At 73.4% G+C, this 21,102-nt stretch carries 22 protein-coding genes and 1 tRNA gene; 12 read left to right on the forward strand and 11 right to left on the reverse strand.

The genetic code is table 11. The features are described from left to right. Nucleotides 1-568: 568 nt before the first annotated feature. Nucleotides 569-1,594, forward strand: coding sequence for an aspartate-semialdehyde dehydrogenase (locus tag ACIBBA_RS28000; protein WP_396701068.1), 1,026 nt, complete (start codon nt 569-571; stop codon nt 1,592-1,594). Nucleotides 1,595-1,872: 278 nt separating this feature from the next. Continuing rightward, nucleotides 1,873-2,346 (forward strand): PPOX class F420-dependent oxidoreductase, encoded by a 474-nt coding sequence (locus tag ACIBBA_RS28005; protein WP_396701070.1) that lies wholly within the window; start codon nt 1,873-1,875, stop codon nt 2,344-2,346. 36 nt (nt 2,347-2,382) lie between these two features. Here ACIBBA_RS28005 and ACIBBA_RS28010 read toward each other — a convergent pair whose 3' ends face one another. Beyond that, nucleotides 2,383-2,964: a nucleotidyltransferase family protein gene (locus ACIBBA_RS28010; protein WP_396701072.1), complete on the reverse strand. Its 582-nt coding sequence runs from the start codon at nt 2,962-2,964 to the stop codon at nt 2,383-2,385. A 95-nt stretch (nt 2,965-3,059) separates the two neighbouring features. On the opposite strand from ACIBBA_RS28010, the gene ACIBBA_RS28015 reads away from it, so the two are divergent. Further along, nucleotides 3,060-3,761: a TMEM175 family protein gene (locus ACIBBA_RS28015; RefSeq protein WP_396701074.1), complete on the forward strand. Its 702-nt coding sequence runs from the start codon at nt 3,060-3,062 to the stop codon at nt 3,759-3,761. Between the two features lie 89 nt (nt 3,762-3,850). After that, nucleotides 3,851-4,267, forward strand: coding sequence for a CBS domain-containing protein (locus tag ACIBBA_RS28020; RefSeq protein WP_350871981.1), 417 nt, complete (start codon nt 3,851-3,853; stop codon nt 4,265-4,267). Between the two features lie 52 nt (nt 4,268-4,319). Here the strand turns inward: ACIBBA_RS28020 and ACIBBA_RS28025 are convergent, their stop codons facing one another. Further along, on the reverse strand, nt 4,320-5,423 hold the full coding sequence (locus ACIBBA_RS28025) for a DNA glycosylase AlkZ-like family protein (RefSeq protein ID WP_396701076.1): 1,104 nt from the start codon (nt 5,421-5,423) through the stop codon (nt 4,320-4,322). Between the two features lie 230 nt (nt 5,424-5,653). Between ACIBBA_RS28025 and ACIBBA_RS28030 the strand changes: the two genes are divergently transcribed. Continuing rightward, nucleotides 5,654-6,025 (forward strand): SCP2 sterol-binding domain-containing protein, encoded by a 372-nt coding sequence (locus ACIBBA_RS28030; RefSeq protein ID WP_396701078.1) that lies wholly within the window; start codon nt 5,654-5,656, stop codon nt 6,023-6,025. Further along, the gene (locus ACIBBA_RS28035; protein ID WP_396701080.1) at nt 6,025-8,085 is read left to right on the forward strand and encodes a glycogen debranching N-terminal domain-containing protein; all 2,061 of its coding nucleotides are present in this window, start codon (nt 6,025-6,027) and stop codon (nt 8,083-8,085) included. The genes ACIBBA_RS28030 and ACIBBA_RS28035 overlap by 1 nt, the downstream gene beginning before the upstream one ends. A 26-nt stretch (nt 8,086-8,111) precedes the next feature. Here the strand turns inward: ACIBBA_RS28035 and ACIBBA_RS28040 are convergent, their stop codons facing one another. After that, nucleotides 8,112-8,759, reverse strand: coding sequence for an alpha/beta hydrolase (locus ACIBBA_RS28040; protein ID WP_396701082.1), 648 nt, complete (start codon nt 8,757-8,759; stop codon nt 8,112-8,114). A 134-nt stretch (nt 8,760-8,893) separates the two neighbouring features. Between ACIBBA_RS28040 and ACIBBA_RS28045 the strand changes: the two genes are divergently transcribed. From ACIBBA_RS28045 to ACIBBA_RS28055, 3 genes are all read left to right on the forward strand, one after another. Then, nucleotides 8,894-9,631 (forward strand): lysophospholipid acyltransferase family protein, encoded by a 738-nt coding sequence (locus tag ACIBBA_RS28045; protein WP_396701084.1) that lies wholly within the window; start codon nt 8,894-8,896, stop codon nt 9,629-9,631. Between the two features lie 136 nt (nt 9,632-9,767). Further along, nucleotides 9,768-10,376 carry an isochorismatase family protein gene (locus ACIBBA_RS28050; protein ID WP_396701086.1) on the forward strand — a complete coding sequence of 203 codons (609 nt, stop codon included), beginning with the start codon at nt 9,768-9,770 and terminating at the stop codon, nt 10,374-10,376. Between the two features lie 2 nt (nt 10,377-10,378). Then, nucleotides 10,379-11,356 carry a GlxA family transcriptional regulator gene (locus ACIBBA_RS28055; protein ID WP_396701088.1) on the forward strand — a complete coding sequence of 326 codons (978 nt, stop codon included), beginning with the start codon at nt 10,379-10,381 and terminating at the stop codon, nt 11,354-11,356. Here ACIBBA_RS28055 and ACIBBA_RS28060 read toward each other — a convergent pair. The 4 genes from ACIBBA_RS28060 to ACIBBA_RS28075 form a co-directional block, all read right to left on the reverse strand. Further along, a complete protein-coding gene (locus ACIBBA_RS28060; protein ID WP_396701090.1) occupies nt 11,241-11,972 on the reverse strand; it encodes a hypothetical protein in 732 nt (243 codons plus the stop codon). The genes ACIBBA_RS28055 and ACIBBA_RS28060 overlap by 116 nt on opposite strands. Nucleotides 11,973-12,045: 73 nt before the next feature. Next, the gene (locus ACIBBA_RS28065) at nt 12,046-12,759 is read right to left on the reverse strand and encodes a response regulator (protein ID WP_396701092.1); all 714 of its coding nucleotides are present in this window, start codon (nt 12,757-12,759) and stop codon (nt 12,046-12,048) included. Beyond that, nucleotides 12,732-13,919 (reverse strand): hypothetical protein, encoded by a 1,188-nt coding sequence (locus ACIBBA_RS28070; RefSeq protein ID WP_396701199.1) that lies wholly within the window; start codon nt 13,917-13,919, stop codon nt 12,732-12,734. The genes ACIBBA_RS28065 and ACIBBA_RS28070 overlap by 28 nt, the downstream gene beginning before the upstream one ends. Before the next feature lie 94 nt (nt 13,920-14,013). After that, on the reverse strand, nt 14,014-15,192 hold the full coding sequence (locus tag ACIBBA_RS28075) for a sensor histidine kinase (protein WP_396701094.1): 1,179 nt from the start codon (nt 15,190-15,192) through the stop codon (nt 14,014-14,016). 290 nt (nt 15,193-15,482) lie between these two features. Here ACIBBA_RS28075 and ACIBBA_RS28080 point away from each other — a divergent pair, with 290 nt between their 5' ends. Further along, nucleotides 15,483-16,523 (forward strand): hypothetical protein, encoded by a 1,041-nt coding sequence (locus ACIBBA_RS28080; RefSeq protein ID WP_396701096.1) that lies wholly within the window; start codon nt 15,483-15,485, stop codon nt 16,521-16,523. Nucleotides 16,524-16,625: 102 nt separating this feature from the next. On the opposite strand, the gene ACIBBA_RS28085 is transcribed toward ACIBBA_RS28080, so the two are convergent. Continuing rightward, nucleotides 16,626-17,171, reverse strand: coding sequence for a carboxymuconolactone decarboxylase family protein (locus ACIBBA_RS28085; protein ID WP_396701098.1), 546 nt, complete (start codon nt 17,169-17,171; stop codon nt 16,626-16,628). A 157-nt stretch (nt 17,172-17,328) separates the two neighbouring features. Between ACIBBA_RS28085 and ACIBBA_RS28090 the strand changes: the two genes are divergently transcribed. Continuing rightward, entirely contained in the window at nt 17,329-18,072 is a 744-nt protein-coding gene (locus tag ACIBBA_RS28090) for a class I SAM-dependent methyltransferase (protein ID WP_396701100.1), read from the forward strand. A gap of 107 nt (nt 18,073-18,179) precedes the next feature. On the opposite strand, the gene ACIBBA_RS28095 is transcribed toward ACIBBA_RS28090, so the two are convergent. Together ACIBBA_RS28095 and ACIBBA_RS28100 are read right to left on the reverse strand one after the other, a co-directional pair. After that, complete coding sequence (locus ACIBBA_RS28095) at nt 18,180-18,575, reverse strand: hypothetical protein (protein ID WP_396701102.1); 396 nt, start codon at nt 18,573-18,575, stop codon at nt 18,180-18,182. Between the two features lie 326 nt (nt 18,576-18,901). Continuing rightward, nucleotides 18,902-18,974 (reverse strand) — tRNA-Arg (locus tag ACIBBA_RS28100). Nucleotides 18,975-19,198: 224 nt separating this feature from the next. Here ACIBBA_RS28100 and ACIBBA_RS28105 point away from each other — a divergent pair. Next, nucleotides 19,199-19,900 (forward strand): hypothetical protein, encoded by a 702-nt coding sequence (locus ACIBBA_RS28105; protein ID WP_396701104.1) that lies wholly within the window; start codon nt 19,199-19,201, stop codon nt 19,898-19,900. A 77-nt stretch (nt 19,901-19,977) separates the two neighbouring features. Here the strand turns inward: ACIBBA_RS28105 and ACIBBA_RS28110 are convergent, their stop codons facing one another. Further along, complete coding sequence (locus ACIBBA_RS28110; RefSeq protein WP_396701106.1) at nt 19,978-21,036, reverse strand: alpha/beta hydrolase; 1,059 nt, start codon at nt 21,034-21,036, stop codon at nt 19,978-19,980. Between the last annotated feature and the right edge of the window lie 66 nt (nt 21,037-21,102).

Here is a 21,102-nt window from a genome sequence, read left to right on the forward strand (position 1 = left end):
GGAACTCAACGGACGACCCCGCCAAACCCTCGACTGGCAGAATCCTGCCGAGGTACTCAACAAGCACCTCGTTGCAACAGCCGCTTGAAACCGCCTGGGTCGGATACCGCGATGTCAGCGATCTGGTGTCGATCACGCCGCCGCTGGGCCGGCCGCGCCAGCGCGGCGGGAACGCCAGCCCGGCGGGAACGCCAGCCCGGCGGGAACGCCAGCCCGGCGGGAACGCCAGCCCGGCGGGAACGCCAGCCCGGCGGGAACGCCAGCGCGGAGGCCGCGCGAGCCCGACGCGAAGCCTGGCCGGCGCCGGGCGGGGAAGTGTGACGCGGGTCGCGGTCGAGGCGGCGGTGGCGGCGCGGAGGGCCGGCGGTGCGGGCGCCCCGTCGGCGATGCTGCGGCCGGGTGGGCGCGCGGGCTCGGATCTTCCGGTGGTCGCGGTGCTCGGCCGGCGAGGTTCCGGGTGGCCGGGTGCCCGGTCCACCTCCGGACCGGCCCGGCAAGCTGTGACACCGGCCCCGGGCGGTGGGAAAGGGTTCCCGGTCCCGGGGTCGGCGTGGGTAGCCTCGCGGACATGAGGATCGGCATTGTGGGGGCCACCGGCCAGGTCGGTGGCGTGATGCGGCAGGTGCTGGCGGAACGGGAGTTCCCAGCGGAGCAGGTGCGGTTGTTCGCCTCGGCGCGGTCCGCCGGGCGCACCCTGCCCTGGCGGGACGGCGAGATCACCGTGGAGGATTCGGCCACCGCGGACTTCGCCGGGCTGGACATCGTCCTCTTCTCGGCCGGCAAGGGCACCGCCAAGGAGCTCGCCCCCCGGGTGGCGGCGGCCGGCGCCGTGGTGATCGACAACTCCTCGGCGTTCCGGATGGACCCGGAGGTGCCGCTGGTCGTCGCCGAGGTCAACCCGCACGCCGCCGCGGCACGCCCGAAGGGCATCATCGCCAACCCGAACTGCACCACGATGGCCGCGATGCCGGTGCTGCGCCCGCTGCACGCCGAGGCGGAGCTGGTCGGCCTGGTCGTCTCGACCTATCAGGCGGTGTCCGGCGCCGGCCTGGCCGGCGTCGCCGAGCTCGACGAGCAGGTCCGCAAGGTCGCCGAGCACGCCAGCGGGCTCGCCTTCGACGGCAACGCGGTCGAGTTCCCGCCGCCGCGGGCGTTCGCCCAGCCGGTCGCGTTCAACGTGCTTCCGCTCGCCGGCTCGATCGTCGACGACGGCTCCTTCGAGACCGACGAGGAGCAGAAGCTGCGCAACGAGAGCCGCAAGATCCTCGAGATCCCCGGCCTGAAGGTCTCCGGCACCTGCGTGCGGGTACCGGTCTTCACCGGCCACTCCCTCCAGATCAACGCCCGGTTCGCCCGGCCGATCACCCCGCAGCGGGCCCACGAGCTGTTGGACGGCGCTCCCGGGGTGGCCCTCTCCGAGGTGCCCACTCCGCTCCAGGCCGCCGGTCAGGACCCGACCTACGTCGGTCGGATCCGGGCTGACGAGACCGTCGAGCACGGGCTCGCGCTCTTCTGCTCCAACGACAACCTGCGCAAGGGCGCCGCGCTGAACGCGGTGCAGATCGCCGAGCTGGTCGCGGCCGAGCGTCGCTGACCGCCGTCCCGTCTCCTGCCCCGGGCCTCCGCCGATCTCCGGCGGGGGCCCGGCGTCGTCCTGCTTCACCGACCCCGGCGGCACGGCCGGGGCGGGGTCGGTGGGCCGGCGTCGGCGCCGTGCCCGGCACGTTCTGCGCGGCCATGGTGACCAGAAAGAGCCGGGCAGTTCGGATCGCGGAGATCGGCGACTGCCGGCTTCTCGTGGCCGGCCGGCGGTCGGTGGTGACGGGATCGGCTGGGCCGGCTGGATCGCGGGGATCGGCCCGTCGTGTTTGGATGGGGGCCCGACCGGACGAGGTGGAGGTTGCCGTGCCGGATGAGCGGGCACAGACCGCACTGTTCGACCTGATCGCCGGCCGGTGGCTGGGCGTGCTGGCGACGATCAAGCGGGACGGACGACCGCAGCTGTCCACGGTGGTCTACTCGTTCGACCGGGAGTCGGGTCTGATCCGGGTGTCGGTGACCGACGACCGGGCCAAGACCGCGAACCTGCGCCGCGATCCGCGGGCGAGCTTCCACGTCAGCAGCGAGGACGGCTGGGCGTACGCGGTGGCCGAGGGGCGCGCCGAGCTGACCCCGGTGGCCGCCGACCCGGCCGACGACACCGTCGAGGAGTTGGTCGGCATCTACCGGTCGGTCCAGGGCGAGCATCCGGACTGGGACGACTTCCGGCGGGCGATGGTCGCCGAGCGGCGGCTGGTGCTGCGCCTGCACGTCGAGCGGACCTACGGCGCTCCACCCCGCGGCTGACACTCGACGGTCGCCCGATCCATTGATCGGGGCTGGTCAGGCCGGTTCGACCACGGTCACGTCGGGCCAGCGCCGGGCCGGGTCCTGCCGGGCCAGCCGCCGCCGGGAGAGTGCCACCGGCACCCGGGCCGGGTTGTGCCGCCACACACCGCCGAGCAGGTCGGCCAGGCCGTACGGCGCGCAGATCTCGACCTGGTCGGCGGCGTCCAGCCGGACCGCGACGGCGGTCGCGTACTCCGGCCAGGTGGCCACCGCCTCGGCGACGCTGCGGTAGGGCTCGATCGGTTCGCCGCCGAACGTCGCCGCGTACCAGGTGTGCACCGCCGCCTGGTTGGACGCCTCCCAGGGCGGCTCGTCCCAGGCGGACGCCAGCCGGGCGGTGGCCCGCTGGTCGTACTCCGGGCTCAGGTCCGTCGGGTCGAAGAAGACCACGTCCACGTCCCGGAGGGCACCGGGGTTGAACCCGGTGCCGTACCGCTGCCCCCACACCAGGTCGCGCAGCGTGCCGGCGCCGATCCAGGCGTCCGGCAGGCCGGTCTCGCGGACCACGGCCAGTGCCCGCAGCAACCACGGGCAGCCGCCGACCAGCCCGCGTAACGCCTGCTCGTCATCCGACATCCCGCCACGCTAACCGCGCGCCTCGGGGCGGTGCGACCCGGCGGGTACCGCCCCGGATGCCGGGTATAACCCGGCGGGCACGGGGGAGGGGTGGGATGCGGGTCGAGCACGAAGGCGACGAGGCGGTCGACGGCGACGTTGACGTCGCGGAGCCGCGTTCGGACATCGGCCGGCTGCTCACCTTCAGCGACGCGGTCTTCGCCATCATCATCACCCTGCTGGTGCTCGACCTGCGAGCGCCGGAGGTGCCGCCGGGCGAGATGTCGCGCGCGTTGCTCGACCAGTGGCCCGCCTACCTGGCGTACGTCACGTCGTACCTGGTCGTGGCGGTGAGCTGGCTGAGCCACAAGGGCACCTTCCGCCGGGTGGTCCGGGCCGACCCGGGCCTGCACGGCTGGAACCTCACCGTCCTCTTCGGTACCGCGCTGCTGCCGTTCGTCACGTCGATCGTCTCGCGGGCCCTGCAAAACGGCGACCGCGCCGACGAGCGGGTCACCACCGGGCTCTACGGCCTGGTGGGCGTGCTGCTCTCCATCGGCTGGCTCGGCCTCTACCACCACCTCAGCCGGAGCCGGGGGTTGCTGCATCCCCGGGTGCCGCCGCGGGTCTTCGCGGTGGAGCGCGGACGCGGCCTGGTCGGCCTGGTCGGGTTCGGGGCGGCCGGCCTGGCGGGTGTCGTGGTCGACCCGGTGGTCGCGCTCGCGATCTTCCTCGTCCTGCCGGTCTTCTACGCCGTGTCCAGCAACGGCCTCTTCGACCTGCGACGCCGGCTGCGGCGGCAACCAGCCCGCCGGTGAACACCCAGGCCCGGACCCGCGGCCGGCCGGCGTTACCCCGCCCTGGGCGGCGGGTAGACGGCCGGGGCCGACACCGAGAGGGGAGCACCATGACAACGGTCGGAGAGTTCATGACGACCCGGTTGGTGACGATGGACGGCAGCGACACGCTCACCGCCGCGGCACAGGAGATGCGCGACAGCGCGATCGGCGACGTGGTGGTGACCGACGGCGACAACGTGGTCGGCATCGTGACGGACCGGGACATCACGGTCCGCGCCGTGGCGGAGAACATGGACCCCAGCTCCACCCGGCTCAACCAGATCACCAGCAAGGACGTGATCACGGTGAGCCAGTACGACGACGCGGTGGCCGCCGCCGACCTGATGCGTACCTACGCGGTACGACGGTTGCCGGTCGTCGAGGAGGGGCGCCTGATCGGCCTGGTGTCGATGGGCGATCTCGCCGTCGAGCGCGAACCGCAGTCGGTGCTCGCCGACATCAGCGCCGACGACCCGAACAACTGACCGTCCGCCGCGGGCGTGCGCCGGCTCCCCGGATCTCCGGGGAGCCGGCTTCTCATGCCGCCTCGACGTGTACCCGCAGATTCGTCGCGCCGCGGGCGTCCGCCACCGTGGCCGCCTCCGCGTCGATCGCCCGGGTGACTCGCGCCGGCAGCACGCCGAACGGGGTGACGGTCACCTCCAGCCGCCCCCGGGCCGCCTGCCGGGACCGCCAGGTGCCGGCGACCTCGCCGTCGACCAGCAGCGCCCCGGGGTTGCCGATGACGCGCCACAGTTGTTGCTGGTGGGCTCGCTGCGGAACGAGCAGGTCGCGGTCACGGGCGGCCAGGTATGGGTCGCCTGGGGGCAGCAGCCGTACCAGTCCGGCCGGCTGCGCCCCGGTGAGCGCGTCGAGCCGGTCGGCCGGCAGCCAGGCCGCCCGCCCGTCGACGCGGACCTCGGCCAGCCCGGCGGGCCAGACCGCGCGCAGCTCGGTGGCGGTGGTACCGAGGAAGCCGGCGGCATCGGCCGGCGTGGCGGGGCCGAGCAGTCGCAGGTAGGTGGCGACCAGATCGGCGGTGCCGGCCGCCCCGGCCGGTGGCCCGGACCAGCCGGGCAGCGGAGCGAGCCGGGCCGCCCGACCGGACACCGCCAGCCGTACCCCACCGGCCAGCCCCGCCTGCTGGAAAAGTGCGCCGGAGATGTGCCGGGACCGGCACGCCCGGCACTCGTAGCTCAGCTCCGCGGGGATCCGGTCGCTGACCGCGCGACTCACCTCGCCCTTCGGCAGCTCCGCCGTGACCACCGCCCGGAACGCCTCGGCGGCGGCCCGGAAAGCGGCCAGCCCGAGCCGGGCGCCGGCACCGATCTGGCCGCTGATCCGGCGGGTGGCGTCGGCGTCGCTCAACGGCCAGATCGCCGCGGCCAGGGCCGGCAACGCGGCGCCGCGGTGCAGGTGCGGGGCCCCGCGCAGGGACCAGACCAGCTCCAGCTGGTCGTCCGGTCCGGTCGCGCCCCGCGCGGCGAGCGCCAGCCGGGCCGAGCCGTAGGGGGTGTCCTGCACGCCGAGCCCCAGCACGGCGAGGTCGGCCGGCCGAAGTCCCGGCCGGTCCAGCTGGTGGGCCGCCACCCGGTAGGCGAGCACCTGCGCGCGGCTGACGTCCGGTGGACTTCCGGCCATCGCGCCTCCCTCTTGTCCGCCCGTGCTTCCGGACGCTACCGCCCGACTCCGACCCCGGCGTCCCGCCGCCGGCGCGGCCGACCGGGGCGCGTCGCGGCTCACCCGATCCGGGCGAGGTTGACCGCGCCCCGGGCGGGCACCCGTGCTCCGACGCCGATCGGCTGGTCCGGAGGACGCAGACCCCGGTCGGGCCGGAACCGGATGCGACCGACCGGGAAGGGGAGGGCCGGATGATGGACGCGACCACGAGGTTCTTCGAGGAGCTCGATCGGAAGGGGTACGAGCCCCGGCTGGCCAAGACCGTCGGCTCGCTCCGGGTCGACCTGCACGAAGGGCCGCGGACCATGCACTGGCTGATGCGCATCGACCGGGGCCGGGTGGAGGTGAGCCAGGAGGACCGGGAGGCCGACACGGTGATCGGAACCAGCCCGGCACTGTTCGAGGACATCGCGGCCGGCCGCGAGCACGGCATCGCGGCGTTGCTGCGCGGGGACATGACGGTGATGGGTGACGCCCGACTCGTGGTGCAGGTGGAACGGATCTTCCCCGGCAACCCGGACGCCCGTGGGCCACGGCGGCGTTTCCAGCGGGAGGTGCGGTGATGGGAGCTGGCAACACGATCCGGATCCTGGACGGGAACACCTTCGTGGTGTCCGAGGACACCGGCGACATCGAGGCGACGCCGAGCGAGCCGACCGGGCTCTTCTCCATCGACACCCGCTTCCTGTCCAAGTGGGTGCTGACGGTGAACGGAGAGCGGCTCAACTCCCTCTCCTACGACGACCTCCAGTACTACGAGGCGCGCTTCTTCCTGGTGCCCGGGATGGCGACGCACTACACCGACGCCAAGTTGTCGATCATCCGGGAGCGGACGGTCGGCGGCAGCTTCCGGGAGCAGCTCACCATCCTCAACCACGACGAGAACCCGGTCGACCTGGAGATCCGGATGGACGCCGGGTCGGACTTCGCCGACCTGTTCCAGGTGAAGGACGAGATCCTGAACAAGAAGGGTGAGATCTACGCGGAGGTCGAATCCGACCGGCTGCGGCTGGGCTACCGGCGCGGCAACTTCACCCGGGAGACGACGATCTCGTCGTCCGCGCCGGCCCGGTACGACCGGGAGGGCTTCGCGCACACCATCCACCTGGAACCGAACGAGCAGTGGGAGACCCGGATCGACGTGCACACCGCGGCACTGGGGCCGGGTGGGCGGGATCTGCGGATGGGCCTGCGGGTGCACGGCACCGAGCGGTTGGCCCTCCAGCACGACCTGGAGAAGTGGATCGCCGACGCGCCCAAGGTGAACAGCCAGCACGGCCGGGTCGCCTCGACGTACAAGCGCAGCCTGATCGACCTGGCCGCGCTGCGGTTCTCGCCACTCTCGCTCGGCGGGGCGACCCTGCCCGCCGCCGGCCTGCCCTGGTTCATGACCATGTTCGGCCGGGACAGCATCCTGACCTGCCTGCAGACGCTGCCGTTCACCCCGCAGCTGTCGAAGACAACGCTGCGCATCCTGGCCGCGTTGCAGGGCACCCGGTTCGACGACTTCCGCGACGAGGATCCGGGCCGGATCCTGCACGAGATGCGCTACGGCGAGACGGCCGCGTTCGAGGAGCAGCCGCACTCCCCGTACTACGGCTCGGTGGACGCGACCCCCCTGTTCCTGGTGCTGCTCGACGAGTACGAGAGGTGGAGCGGGGACGTCGAGCTGGTCATGGAGCTGGAGCAGGAGTCGCGGGCCGCGCTGCGGTGGATCGACGACTACGCCGACCTGGTCGGCAACGGCTACATCTGGTACGAGCGGCGTAACACCGACACCGGCCTGGAGAACCAGTGCTGGAAGGACTCCTGGGACTCGATCTCCTACTCCGACGGGCGGCTGCCGCCGTTTCCCCGGGCCACCTGTGAGGTGCAGGGCTACGCGTACGACGCGAAGATGCGCGCGGCCCGGCTGGCCCGGCAGTTCTGGAACGACCCGGCCTTCGCCGAACAGTTGGAGCGGGAGGCGGCGGAGCTCAAGCAGCGCTTCAACCGGGACTGGTGGGTGGCGGACGGCGAGTACTTCGCCCTCGCGCTCGACCCGGACGGACGCCAGTGCGACGTGCTCAGCTCCAACATCGGCCACCTGTTGTGGAGCGGCATCGTCGACCACGACCGGGCCGAGAAGATCGCCCACCACCTGGTCGGCCCGCGGCTCTTCTCCGGCTGGGGGGTGCGGACGCTCGCCGAGGGAGAGATCCGCTACAACCCGATCGGCTACCACAACGGCACGATCTGGCCGTTCGACAATTCGTTCATCGCCTGGGGCCTGCGCCGGTACGGCTTCGCGGAGGAGGCGGCCACCATCGCCAACGGCATCCTCGACGCGGCCACCTACTTCGACGGCCGGCTGCCCGAGGCGTTCGGCGGCTACCAGCGGGAGTTGACCAAGTTCCCGGTGGAGTACCCGACGGCGTGCAGCCCGCAGGCCTGGTCGACGGGTACGCCGCTGCTGCTGCTGCGCACCATGCTCGGGCTGGAGCCGCACGAGGGGCATCTCTCGGTCGAGCCGCGACTGCCGGTGGGCATGGGCCGGATCGAGGTGCTGGACATCCCCGGCCGGTGGGGTCGGGTGGACGCCTTCGCCCGAGGCCGGCTGGACCTGCACAAGCTGGCCGACTGACGTCCGCCGGAGGAGGGCGGCGTCCGTCAGCCGGTCGACAGGACGGTGTCGAGGAACGCGGCGGCCGCCGCCCACAGGTCCGGCCGGTCCAACGGCAGCGCGTGGCCGCCGTGGGTCAGCCAGCTGTGCACCGGATGCCCGGCGGCCAGTAGCTGGCCGGTGAGCGTGACGGTCTGCGACGCCGGCACCGATCGGTCGTCCGCGCCCTGCACCAGCAGCACCGGTACGCCATTGCCGGCGTGGGTGGCGACGGTGGCGTCGGTGGTGACCGGGTCACCTGGGGTCGGCGGATGCCCCAGCAGGCCTTCCCATGGGTCGTCGCCAGCCCGCAGCCGCTTCCAGTCCATGGCGAGCGGGTCGACCGGCGGCCAGTAGGCCAGCACGCCGGCCACGTCGTCCGGCCGGTCGACCCCGCGCAACGCCAGGTGCAGGGCGAGCATAGCGCCGGCCGAGTCGCCGCCGACCAGCAGCGGTAGGCCGTCCGACGCGGCCCGGGCCCGGCGAGCCGCGGCGCGTACGTCGTCGAGCTGGGCCGGCCAGCGCGCCTCGGGCACCAGTCGATAGTCGGCCTGCACCACCCGCAGCCCCAGCCCGGCGAGCGCACCGCCGTCCTCGGTTGCCCGGGCCCGCCAACCGCCGCCGTGGATCCAGAGCAGCACACCCCGTTCAGTCATTCCGCCATCGTGCGGTCCGGGGCCGTGAACGGCCAAAGAAGTCCGCCGTCGGCAGAAAAATTTGACCTGGGCTCCGCCAAGCGCCGTCGATCCGCTCCCAGGTTGGATTCAGCGGGGGAGGGTAGATTCTGCGGATGCCGGAGCTCGTGTACCCGCCCGTGATCGCCACCGCCAAGACGATGTTCCGGGTCCTCGACCTGAAGATCAGCGTTGACGGCGCCCACCACGTCCCCCGCTCCGGGGGAGCGGTGTTGGCCAGCAACCACGTGAGCTACCTGGACTTCATCTTCTGCGGCCTCGGGGCGCTGGAGTCCCGCCGACTGGTCCGGTTCATGGCCAAGCAGTCGGTCTTCGCGCACAAGATCTCCGGCCCGCTGATGCGCGGCATGCGCCACATCCCGGTCGACCGGGAGGCAGGCGCGGGCTCGTACGCCACGGCGGTGGACGCGCTGCGCCGCGGCGAGGTCGTCGGCGTCTTCCCCGAGGCCACGATCAGCCGTTCGTTCACCGTCAAGGACCTCAAGAGCGGCACCACCCGGATGGCCCGTGAGGCCGGGGTGCCGGTGCTGCCGGTGGCGATCTGGGGCACCCAGCGGCTCTGGACCAAGGGGCGCCCACGCACCCTGACCCGCCGGCACACCCCCGTCACCATCCTGATCGGCGAGCCGATGCAGCCGGCCGACTGGCCGGACGCCGCGGCGATGACGCTCGCGCTGCGGGAGCGGCTCACCGCCCTCGTCGACCGGGCGCAGCGGGAGTACCCGCACGCGCCCACCGGCCCGACGGACCGCTGGTGGCAGCCCGCGCACCTGGGCGGGACGGCCCCCACCCCGGCCGAGGCCCTCGAACTGGACCGCGCCGGGCGAAACTGAAGCGACCCGGAGGTGGGGCCGGCCAGGGTCGCCGCTCGGCCGCCGAGCTGACCGACCCGGGGCGTGGCCGGATCGTTCCGCATCCGGGCATGATGGTGTCTGCCCTCGCGGCTCGTGCCCGGTCAGGATCATTGCCATGAACAGAGCTGCCCTCGTCGTGATCGACGTCCAGGAGTCCTTCCGCCAGCGCCCGATCTGGGCCCACGGCTCCCACCCCGACATCGTCGGTCAGGTCGACCGGCTGGTGACCGCCGCGCGCGACCGCGGCGACCTGGTGGTCTGGGTCCTGCACGCCGAGCCCGGCACCGGTGGGGTGTTCGACCCGGCCAGCGGGCACGTCCGGCTGATCGACGGCCTGACGCCGGCCGAGGGGGAGCCGACGTTGGTCAAGACCGCGCACAACGCCTTCACCACCACCAACCTCCAGCAGGTGCTCACCCTGGCCGGCATCCGCGACCTCACGGTCTGCGGCATCCGCACCGAGCAGTGCGTCGAGACCACCACCCGGGTCGGCGCCGACCTCGGCTACCGGATGACCTTCGTGACCGACGCGACGCTGACCTTCCCGATCCCGCACCGGGAACTGCCGGAGACCGCCACGCTCGCGGAGATCCTCGCCGACCCGCGCACCCTGTCGACCGAGGAGATCATCACCCGCACCGAGTACGCCCTCGCCGGCCGGTTCGCCACCGTACGCACGGTGGACGAGGTGACCGGCTCGACGCTCGCCGGCACCCGGAGCTGACCGTGGCCCGGGTCGTCTTCCTGCTGGTCCCGCAGCTGCACCTGCTGGACCTCGCCGGGCCGGCCCAGGTCTTCTCCGCCGCCGCCGACCTCGGCCACGACTACCAACTGCACTACGTGGCCGAGCGGAACCAGGTGCCCAGCGTCCAGGGCGTACCGCTGGTCGCGGACACCGCGTGGCCCGAGCTGACTCCGGACGACCTGGTGGTGGTGCCCGGGTGGCGACCCCGCGCGCACCCGCCGCACGGGCCGGTCGGGGTCGACGACCTGCGGCGGCTTGCCGCCCACCACGCGAGCGGGGGCACCGTGGCCAGCGTCTGCGCCGGCGCGTACGCCCTCGGCCGGGCCGGGCTGCTCGACGGGCGGCGCTGCACCACCCACCACGAGGTGCAGGACGACCTGGCCCGGCGGCACCCGGCCGCCCGGGTGGTCCGCGACGTGCTCTATGTGGTCGACGACCGGGTGGTCACCTCGGCCGGCATCGCCAGCGGGATCGACGTGGCGCTGCACCTGGTGGCCACCCGGCACGGCCCGGCCGCCGCCGCCGCGATCGCCCGCACCATGGTGGTGTACGCCCGGCGCAACGGCCACGAGCAGCAGGCGAGCGCGATGATGCGGTACCGGTCGCACCTTTCCGACGCGGTGCACCGGGTGCAGGATCTGATCGACAGCCGCTTCGCCGAGCCGCTGCCGTTGGCGGAGCTGGCCGCCGCCGGCGGCGTCGCCGAACGGACCCTGACCCGGCTGTTCCGCCGGACGACCGGCCTCACCCCGCTCGGTTACCAGCAGTTGCTGCGGGTCGAGCGCGCCGAACACCTGATCGGGCACGGCACGACCATGGACGCGGCCGCCCGGACCGTCGGCTTCACCGATGCCCGGATGCTGCGTCGCCTGCGGGCCCGGGATGCTCGGGTGCCACGGCACGCCGGTAGTAGTCGTCCCGGGAGCGGAACTCCACCGGCAGCGACCCGGGCAGGGTGATCCGGGCGTCCCCGGCGATCAGCGCGGCGTGCGACCGCAGCGCCAGCACGTCCCGCTCCTGAGCTGACAGGTCGACCAGGTGCGGGCGGGTCAGCCGGAAGGCCGCCACGGTCCGGCACACCCGGCGGGCAAGCTCCACGATCTCGTCGGCCGGCCCGCTGAGGGCGAGCGCCGGCTGCTGGATGGTCCGCAACGCGTCGCAGACGATCAGCAGCTGCGCCGGGTGCTCGGCCCGGGCTGGCAGCAGCTCCAGTCGGGACGGCCACTGCCAGCGGATCTGCCCGCTCACCAGGCCGGCCTGCCGGGCGGGCGGACGCTGCCAGATCGTGCCGTCCGCCCGCCCGCCGGCCACCACCGCCAGCTGCGATCCCTCGCCCACCCAGACGATCCGCTGGTCGGTGACGGTCACCGACACCGACCCGGGCAGCGCCCATGCCCGCCGGGTCTCGCTCGGGCCGAGCAGATGCCCCGCCACCAGCAGCCGATGCCGCCAGAGCAGCTGCTCGCCAGCCACCGGCACCAGCTCGTACCGACGGTCGAGCACCGGTCCCACCTCATCGTCCAGCGCGTCGAAGCGGTGTGGACCGATGAAGAAGGGGGACGCGTCACCGTGCATAGTCACGACCTCCCGGGCAGCTGATGTCACCGTCGAGGGTGGCGGATCAGCAGCCCAGATGTCATGACACCCGTTAGGGGGTCGGCCGGTCGTAGCTCGCCTGTGACCGGTAGATGCCGATCTCCTCCGGTCGGACTAGGCCGTCCTCGATCGCCCGGGCCAACAGTGCCGCCTTCGTGGCGGCCGGCCGCCCGGCTCGGGTGTACTTGATCCGCGCCCGGTCGACGTACTGCTTGACCGTGTGTTCGCTGATCCGCATCCGGCGGGCCACCGACGCCTTCGACATCGACTGGAACCAGAGCAGCAGGGCCTCGCGCTCCTTGTCGGAGAGGACCGGCCGGTCCGGGCGCGGGTCACCGACCATCGCGCCGGCCAGCGCCGGCGGCACGTACGGGCGGTCGCTCGCCGCGGCGAGCACCGTGTCCACGCAGTGCTCCCGGCCCTCGTGCTTGGCGAGGAAGGCGACCGCGCCGGCGTCCAGCGCCGCGAGCATCGTCTCCGGGTCGGTGTGCTCGGAATAGACCACCACCCGGCGGCCGGCCGCGCTCAGCTCGGCCAGCTTGTCCAGCGCCATCCGGCCGTGCAGCCGCAGGTCGAGCAGGACGACGTCGGCGTCCGGCGCGGCCCGCAGCACCTCGTCCGGGTCGTCGCCGGTGGCCAGCACGGTCAGCCGGGGCTCGGTGGCGAGCCAGGCGCGTACACCCTCGACCACCACCGGGTGATCGTCCACGATGGCCACCCCGATCGGCCGCTGGGCGCTCATCTCCGCCACCGGGTCTGCGCCCATCTGATTTCCCCGTCCCGCTCGTAGAGCCGCTCCACCCGACCGTCGTCCTCCTCGCCGTCCCCGTAGCCGGTCGGTGGCCCCGTCGTGTCCGGGCCGTCCCGGTCCGGGGTGACCAGGCTGACCACCACCTCGTCCGGGCCGGAGACCACCGTCATCCGGGCCCAGCCGTCCGCGTCGGCCAGGTTGGCGGTGAGCGGGTCGGCGAGCCGCCGGCGGATCCGTACCGGCAGTGGCGGCGGCGTACCGATGATCACCAGGTCGATCGGCAGCCCGTTCCGCTCGGCCAGGTCCGCCGCGGCGCGCAACTCGTGCAGCAGCGGATCGGGCACGTCGTCGGCCTCGGCGATCAGCCGCCGCAGCCGGGCGGCGGCCAGCACCGCACGCCGCTGCACGGCCGGGTCGGCCGGGTCGGCGCGACCGTCGGCCAGCTCCGCGAGTACCGCCTCCGCGGCGCCGCTGACCAGGGCCAGCTGGTCCCGTCGGTCACGGCGGGCCCGCTCGGCCGCGTCCCGCTCGGCGGTCATCGCGTGGGTGGCCGCGGCGGTGGCGGCCCGGTCCCGGGCCAGCGCCGCGATCGCCGTGCTGCCCACGAAGACCGCCACCGGCAGCGACGACGTGCCGTACACGTACATCGCGAAGCGGGCCAGGTCGGCGGGCTCGGTCGCGCCGTATCCGACGACCGCCACCAGCGCGATCAGCGAGTGCGCGGCCAGCAGGGTGAAGAGCCCGGCCACCCGCCGGCCCCAGACCGCGAGCACGAGGAACCAACCGAGGGTGCCCCACACCCAGTTGGCCGCGGTGAAGAGCTGCCGTTCGCCGGCGGCGGCGAAGACCGTCGCGTCGACCACGAGCAGCAGCCCGGCCAGCGGCCACGCCGGCAGCGGCTGGCCGTGCAGCAGCCGGATCCCGGCCAGCACGCCGGCCGCCGCCACGACCACCCAGCCGGCGAGCACCACCTCGGGCGCCGCCAGCTGCGCCTGGGCGCCCAGCACCGCCGGCAGGGCGATCGCGGTGTGCCACGCCAGGGCGATGGCTACCGCCGCTATCCGCGCGCCGCGGTCCGAGGCGCGCGCCACGGCGGCCGCCGCCTGGCCAGCCCCGACCGGACCCGCCGGGTGGTGGCCCGGGGCGTCGTCGGGCGTACGCGCCCTCGGCGGCAACCCGGCCGCGTCGGCCGTGGGGCCACCCGTGCGGCCCGCCGCCGGTGTGCCCGGTCGCCCGTCGCGGGTCGGAGTGCGGGCGGCGGCGTTCAGCTCAGCCGACACCGGGCCACTCCAGCCGGATCCGGGTGCCGGCGCCGGGCGCGGAGTCGATCCGGGCACTGCCGCCGATCGCCGCCATCCGGCCGCGCACCGACTCGCGCAGCCCGTACCGGTGCGGCAGGACGGTGGCCGGGTCGAAGCCGGGACCGTCGTCGATCACCTCGACCACGACGCCGCGGGCGTCCCGGGCCAGCCGCAGCTCGGCCGTCGCGCCTGGTGCGTGGCGGGCCACGTTGGACAGCGCGGCGTAGACGCTGGCCGTGACCGCGTCCGCCACCGCCGCGGGCGCCGCGCACGCGGCCAGTTCAAGTGTCACCGGCAGCTCCGGCAGCCGGTCGCGGACCGCCCGCAGTCGGTCGTCCAGCGCCACCGGCCCGTCGCCGGGCACCCCCCGGGCGTCGGCCAGGGCGGTGAGGGTACGCAGGTCGGCGGCGCACCGCTCACGCAGCGCCACGGACGGACCGGAGACGGCGCCTAGCCCGATCATGGTCAGCGTGCCGAGCACGGTGTCGTGCAGGTCGCGGTTCTGCCGGCGCTCGGATTCCCGGGCGGTGCGGGCCAGCAACGCCTCCCGGGCCAGCCGTTGGTGTTCGGCGAAGCTCCGGTCGGCGCGCGAGATCCGGCGCCGCATCACCGCGCTCATCATCGCCGTGCAACCGGTCTGGACCAGCAGCGTCGCCGCGTGCGCGGTGGCCTCCCGTGGGTTGCCGGCCGCGTGGGCGCCGGTGGCGTAGCCGGCGGTGACCAGCAGACCGGCCGAGATCGACCACCGAGCCGGCGCGGTGACCTGGGCGTTGATCACCGTTGTGCTGGCCAGCACCGCGATCCAGCTTCCCTCGCCCGGAAGCACCTCGGGCGCCACCAGCTGGGGAATGAGCAGACAGGCCGCGGTGGTGAGCGCGACGTCACCGGCCACGAGTGACGGCGTCACCCCGCCGTGCAGGGTGCGTGCGGCGTACCAGAGCGACCAGGCGGTCAGCACCGCGACGGTGGGCAGCAGCAGGGCCGTCTGCACCGGCGGTGTCCGGACCGAGAGGGCCACCACGGCGGCGACCAGCCCGCAGGTCAGTCGCAGCACCGCCGGCAGCGTGGTGAAGATGAGGTTGAGCGCGCCGCCGGCCGGGCTGTCCAGCACGGCGGGCGGCGCGGTCCGAACAGGAACGGCCGGCATGGGGAGAAGCGTCCTTCCGACAAGGACCCGGTCCGGTCCCTGCGGGCATAGATCGACAACGGAGAATAACACGGGCTCGGGCGCGTAGTCACACAGTGTGTGCGACGTATTGCCGTTGGGTGAACGGCGGTTGTGTCGACGCAGGCCGGGCCGTCGGTGGTCGCTGTCGGACGGTTACCGCATGTCGATCGTCATCCCGCCGGACCACGCCAGTCCGCGGGCTGCCGCCGTGACCGGGCGGCGGCGGGCGGGCGGAACCGGGCGGGCCGACGCCGCGTCCGATGAACGTGGTGAGCGGGGGGTCGGGTGGCTTGACGGCGGCGGCGATCGCGGTGGTCGGCGTCGCGATCGCCGGTTGCGTACCGTCCGGGTCGCCCGGCCCTCCAGCCCGCGACGGCGGCCCGCCGCGGATCGTCGAGCGGTGGACCTCCTGCGCGTCCGCCGCCCCCGAGGTCGGCGCCGGCCTACCGGTGCCCGGTGCGGCCACGGGCCTGCCGCTGCTCGGCGACACCTTCACCCCGGTCGCCGCCGTCCTCTGCGGTCAGGAGGCGCGGCAGCGTCCCGGCGGCGGGCAGGACCTGGTGGTGACCGAGCGGCGGGCGGACGAGGTGGCCGCGCTCGTCGCCGCGCTGCGGCTGCCCGACGAACCACCGGCCCGCGGTCCGTGCACGGCTGATCTGGTCCTCCCGCCCTGGCTCGCGCTGGTCAATGAACAGGGCGGTTGGCTGCGCCCCGGTGTTCCGGCCGACGGCTGTGGCAAGCCCCGGGCCGAGGTCCGCGCGGCGCTCGGCGGGCTGCGGCTGACCACCGTCTCGACGCGCGCCGTCCGCGAGATCGAGTCGGCGGAGGCAGCCGCCGCGGGCTGCGCCCAGCAGTGGTCGGACATGGTCGCGGTGCAGTCTGCCTCGGGGCCGTCACCGACGCGGGCGCCCTCGGCCGGGTCGCCGCCGACGCAGGCCTCCTCGGTCGGACCATCACCGGCGCGGGCGGGTGGCCGGCCGCCGATCGCCGCCGACGTCGCCGTGCGGCTCTGCGTCTACCGGGTCCCCGCGCGCGAACAGGGCGGCGCCAAGCCGGCCGGCGAGTTCGCGTACGGCCGGGTGCTGCCGCCCGAGCGGTGGGCGACGGTGGCTCGCGCGCTGGCGGCGAGCGGGCCGGCGGCGGCGTGCGCCACGCCGGCCGGCCGGTTCGCGCTGCTGCGCCCGGCGCGCACCGCCGGGGTCGAGGTGTACGTGGAGCTCGACGGCTGCCAGCGGGTGCTGGTCCTGCCGACCGCCGGTGGCCCGTCACTCGCCCAGGCGGACCGCACCCTGACCGACCTCCTCACCTGACCCCACCCTTCTTGTTGATCATGAAGTTGTTGTCCGGACACGCCGAGGCTGCTGACAACAACTTCATGACCGACCGGGTGGCGGGCTACGGGGTGGGTGGGGTTAGGGGGTGTAGCCGTGGGTGAGGATTCGGTGGGCTATCGCGGTGTAGGCCTGGGGGTCGGTGGGGGTGAGGGTGGCCAGGCCGTTGACGTAGCGGTTGACCATGCAGAAGGTGGCGGCGATCAGCACGACGTCGTGGATCTCCAGGTCGGTGGCGCCCGCGGCACGCGCCACCTCGACCAGCTCGGCGGTCACCTTCCGGCCGTCCTGCTGCACGGCGGCGGCGATGCGCAGCAGCGCGCGCAGCTTGCCGGAGATCGGAGCGTGCTCCAGGTCGACCCGGACCTGCTCGACCAGCGTCATCCCGCCGTCCAGCTGGGCCGCGGCTGTCGCCGAGTGCCCCGACGAGCAGAAGTCGCACTCGTTCAGGCCGGAGACGTAGGCGGCGACGAGCTCGCGCTCGCCCCGGCTCAGCGGGTGCGGCTCGGCGCGTAGCAGCACCTCGACCAGCGTGTTGAGTGGCCCGGCCGTCTCCGGCCGGTACCGCATCAGGCCGGTGACGCCGGGGAATCGCTGCTCGTCGACGCCCAGGTCGATGTGCGCCATGCCGTCACACTCCGGTCAGGTCTCGGGCGGGTGGCTGCCCCGCACCCTGCCACAGCCGCGTCACGCCCGCTGCCCGGCCGCCGGGCCCCCTCGTCCCGAGCCTCGCCGGGCGATAAACGGTTCGACAAAGTGGAATGTCGGGTCGATGGTGGTCGGCGTGGAGCAGGAGCAGATCTGGGACGTCGATGCCGCACAGCGCTATGACACGCCGGGCGACGGGATGTTCTCGCCCGAAGTCCTCGGGCCGACCGTGGACCGGCTCGCCGAGTTCGCGGGCGACGGGCGGGCCCTCGAATTCGCCATCGGCACCGGACGGGTGGCCGTACCGCTCGCCGAGCGCGGGGTCCCGGTCACCGGCATCGAGTTGTCACTCCCGATGATCGACCAGCTGCGCTCGAAGGTGGACGAGGCGACGATCCCGGTGGTCGTCGGCGACATGGCGACCGCCTCCGCCCCGGGTGACTACTCCGTCGTCTACCTCGTCTACAACACCATCTCCAACCTGCTCACCCAGGCCGAACAGGTCGAGTGCTTCCGCAACGCCGCCCGCCACCTCACTCCGGGCGGCCGATTCGTGATCGAGCTGTGGGTACCGGAGCTGCGCAAGCTCCCGCCCGGCCAGTCGGCGGTCGTCTGGCACAGCGATCCCGGCTACATCGGCCTGGACACCTACGACACGCTGCGCCAGCACGTCGTGTCGCACCACTTCCGGTTCGACGAGAGCCGGCAGGCTCGACTGACCCGCAGCCCGCACCGCTACATCTGGCCGGCCGAACTCGACCTGATGGCCCAACTGGCCGGGTTCCAGCTGGAATCCCGGCACGCCGACTGGGCCGGGGCCGAGTTCACCGCGGACTCGCGTTCGCATGTCTCCGTCTACCGGCTCCCGCTGGAGCGCTGACGTCGCTGGGTGCCGGACGGGCTGTTGACCGGGCATTGCCTCGACCAGGCCACCGGCTAACACTCTGGCTCGGCCGCGACGGCGAGGGATCGCACCAGCGGGCGTGCTCAGGTCAGGGCCTCGATGGGTGCTGTCGTGACCAGCTTCTGCACGGCCTCGGCGAGCTGCGTGTCAAGCGTGATGAACGCGTCGGCCTGGAGTTGGGTCAGGGCGACGTACTCGGCGGTGAACGTGTCGGGCCAGCCGAGCTGATCGGCGATCTTCCAGGCGACGCTCTGCAGGACACGGTCACCGAGCAGCCGGATCCGCAGCCCTCGTACGTAGTCGAGCGCGTGGTCGGCGTCCTTCCTGGACATCTCACCGCGCCGGACAGCCTGATACAGCAACGACAGCAACTGCGAGCGGAGCAGCGTCGGCGCCACGATCTGGTGCTCGGCGGAGATCACTGCTTCGTCCCGGGCCAGTCGAAGCGCGACCTCCGGCCCGATCACATACCTGGTCAACGTGACGACCTCCTCTGCCACACAGAGCCGCACTGCCTCTTCGTCAGCTCACCGTTGTCGTTGGGCAGCATCGGCGTCAGCGGGCGGGCTCGGCTGTAGGACACGGACGCATGGGGTCCCCGTAGTGCAGTTCGGCGCGCCTGGCGATCGTGTCACGAGGGACCAGTCCCTCTGAGTGGTCCACCGCACCGTTCGTTTGGAAGGGCGAAGATCACGGCCGACGAGGGCGGATCTTCGGCCGAGTTGGGTGTACGAATGGCTGTACGGGGGCCGTAGTGAACCCGGTGGCTGAGCATCGCCAAGCCGTCGACCTGCGGTGATGTAGGTGCGCCCGGCAGGATTCGAACCTGCGGCCTTGGGATTAGAAGTCCCCTGCTCTATCCGCTGAGCTACGGGCGCGCGCGTGGGTGTTGCGCCAAGAGGGTACCGCCGTCCTCCGGCGGATCGACGCAACGGGTGTCGGCCGGTGCCGCCGATCAGGTTCGCACGGACCACGGTCGGCGGGCATCGGATTTCCAGCTCATCCGATCGCCCAGGACCGATCGTGACCAGCGCCGGAACTGCAGGAGCCGGACCCGGCCAGCCCGCAGGACCGGCGGGGGAGACCACGTACCCTCGGCCACGTGCTGCTTGATCCCGACGCCGAGAACGACGTGGCCTACGAGCTCTGCCAGATCGTCGGCCGGGCCATCCTGCCGTACCGCCGAACCGGCGAGGCCGACCGCGACGGCGGTGACGGCACGGCGGTGCTCTTCCGGGACGCGACCGGGGAGTACCTGCTGACGGCCGACGCGCTGGCCGGCGTGGCACCGGGCGAGATCGGTCTGCGGGCGAGCGTCACCGAGCCTGCCGGCGTCGCCCCGGCCTCCGTGTCGGTCACCCTGGGTGAGGGCGGTTGGGTCCGCCGTCCGGAGGCTGGGGTGGCCGTCCTGCCCACCGCCGACCTGCACCGGCAGGCGGGCGAGGGCGGCTGGGCGTGGCGGACCCAGGAGGTGGTCGACGCCATCGCGGCCGACGCCGAGGTTATCGCGCGGCTCAGCGCCGAGCCGGGCTCGGCCTTCGTGCTCGCCCACGGCGTCCGGGAGGACGGGTCGCGGCCGCTGGAGGTGGCGATCGAGCGGGTGGTCCGCGCGGACGGCACGGTCCGGATCACCGCCGATCTGCCGCCCGGGTACGTCGGTGCGCCGGTCTTCGGCGTGCAGGCGGACGCCGACGGCGAGCTTGCCCTGCACTGCCTGGGCCTGGTGCTGCCGGGTTCGGACGGTCACCCGGTGGCGACCTTCGACCGGATCCGGGCGGCTCTCCCGACGGTCGGCGACGCCTGAGCCGCGCCTCGTCTTGACGGTCGGCGACGCCTGAGCCCCGCCGGGTCGGGGCCGAGCAATAACCCGGGGTACGTCGGTCAGTTGCCGGGAGCCGTCGCGCCGGCCGGGTCGGCCTCCGCCGTCGGGCGCCGGCTACCCGGCGTCGCAACGGTCACCGGCTCGGCCGGCTGGGGTTCGGCCGGTGTCGGGCCGGCGCCGAGGAACGCCTCGGCCCACCGGCCGACCTCGGTGAAGACCTTCTCCCGTACGGCCGGGCCGGAGAGGGTGAGGTCGTGCATGCCGCCGTCGAAGCGGGCCAGGGTCACGTGCCGGCCTAGGCGGGGCGCGTAGCGGACCATGTGCTCGACGTCCAAAACGGCGTCGGCGAGCCCGGCCGACTCGTGCCACCGCTTGCCCTTGAACGACCGGGTCGAGCAGGCGAGCAGCACCGGCACCGGGATCTCCAGCCCGGCCCGCAGTTGCCGCTGCGCGGTGCGGATCGCGTTCAGCCAGCCGGCCCGGACGGGGAACCCGGCGAGCGGCTTCCAGGCCAGGTCGTAGCTCCACTCGCCGCGGTGGTCGGCGTGGATGCTTTCGCCGTACACCGTGCCCAGGCCGAATGGGATGACCCGCTGCGGCGCCCGGCGGCCCAGCCGGGAGACGGCGGCCGCGAGGGGTCGCCGCACCGCCCAGGGGGCGTTGAGATCGAAGAACGGGCTGTTGAGGAAGATGCCGTCGACCACACCGGCGTCGCGTCGGGCGTGGGCCCAGAGCGAGATGATCAGGCCACCGGTGCTGTGCCCCATGGCGAGCAGGGTGTCGTGCCCGTGGTCGGTACGGATGATCTCCGCTGCGGCGTCCAGCTCGGGGAAGTAGTCGGCGAGGTCGCGGCAGAAGTTCGGGGTCTGGTGGGCGAGTAGGCTGCGGCCGTACTTGCGCAGGTCGAGGGCGTAGAAGTCCCAGCCCCGCTCGGCGTAGAAGTCGGCCAGGTGGGTCTGGAAGAAGTAGTCCACGAAGCCGTGCACGTAGAGCACGGCCCGCCCGGTGGGCCGCTCGGCGCGCCGCCGGACCAGAGTGGCGACCACCGGCCCCTCGTCGTCGGTGCCCAGGTCGATCGTCTGCCGCTCGTAGGGCGGCCCCAGCACGTCCGGTTCCACGAACGCGACGGTACGCCGACAAGCTACCGGGCGGTAGCCCTCACGGCCGCCGGCGCCATGGCCCCC

The organism is Micromonospora sp. NPDC051006, assembly GCF_044456245.1.
Classification (GTDB): domain Bacteria; phylum Actinomycetota; class Actinomycetes; order Mycobacteriales; family Micromonosporaceae; genus Micromonospora.

Coding starts and splice junctions, on each gene's coding strand:
- ACIBBA_RS28025 (WP_396701076.1), bottom strand. CDS start 5,423: ATGGCCGGAAGTCCACCGGACGTCAGCCGCGCGCAGGTGCTCGCCTAC.
- ACIBBA_RS28045 (WP_396701084.1), top strand. CDS start 8,894: ATGCCGGAGCTCGTGTACCCGCCCGTGATCGCCACCGCCAAGACGATG.
- ACIBBA_RS28085 (WP_396701098.1), bottom strand. CDS start 17,171: ATGGCGCACATCGACCTGGGCGTCGACGAGCAGCGATTCCCCGGCGTC.
- ACIBBA_RS28015 (WP_396701074.1), top strand. CDS start 3,060: ATGCGGGTCGAGCACGAAGGCGACGAGGCGGTCGACGGCGACGTTGAC.
- ACIBBA_RS28020 (WP_350871981.1), top strand. CDS start 3,851: ATGACAACGGTCGGAGAGTTCATGACGACCCGGTTGGTGACGATGGAC.
- ACIBBA_RS28030 (WP_396701078.1), top strand. CDS start 5,654: ATGATGGACGCGACCACGAGGTTCTTCGAGGAGCTCGATCGGAAGGGG.
- ACIBBA_RS28035 (WP_396701080.1), top strand. CDS start 6,025: ATGGGAGCTGGCAACACGATCCGGATCCTGGACGGGAACACCTTCGTG.
- ACIBBA_RS28075 (WP_396701094.1), bottom strand. CDS start 15,192: ATGCCGGCCGTTCCTGTTCGGACCGCGCCGCCCGCCGTGCTGGACAGC.
- ACIBBA_RS28050 (WP_396701086.1), top strand. CDS start 9,768: ATGAACAGAGCTGCCCTCGTCGTGATCGACGTCCAGGAGTCCTTCCGC.
- ACIBBA_RS28005 (WP_396701070.1), top strand. CDS start 1,873: ATGGGGGCCCGACCGGACGAGGTGGAGGTTGCCGTGCCGGATGAGCGG.
- ACIBBA_RS28060 (WP_396701090.1), bottom strand. CDS start 11,972: ATGCACGGTGACGCGTCCCCCTTCTTCATCGGTCCACACCGCTTCGAC.
- ACIBBA_RS28065 (WP_396701092.1), bottom strand. CDS start 12,759: ATGGGCGCAGACCCGGTGGCGGAGATGAGCGCCCAGCGGCCGATCGGG.
- ACIBBA_RS28010 (WP_396701072.1), bottom strand. CDS start 2,964: ATGTCGGATGACGAGCAGGCGTTACGCGGGCTGGTCGGCGGCTGCCCG.
- ACIBBA_RS28000 (WP_396701068.1), top strand. CDS start 569: ATGAGGATCGGCATTGTGGGGGCCACCGGCCAGGTCGGTGGCGTGATG.
- ACIBBA_RS28040 (WP_396701082.1), bottom strand. CDS start 8,759: ATGACTGAACGGGGTGTGCTGCTCTGGATCCACGGCGGCGGTTGGCGG.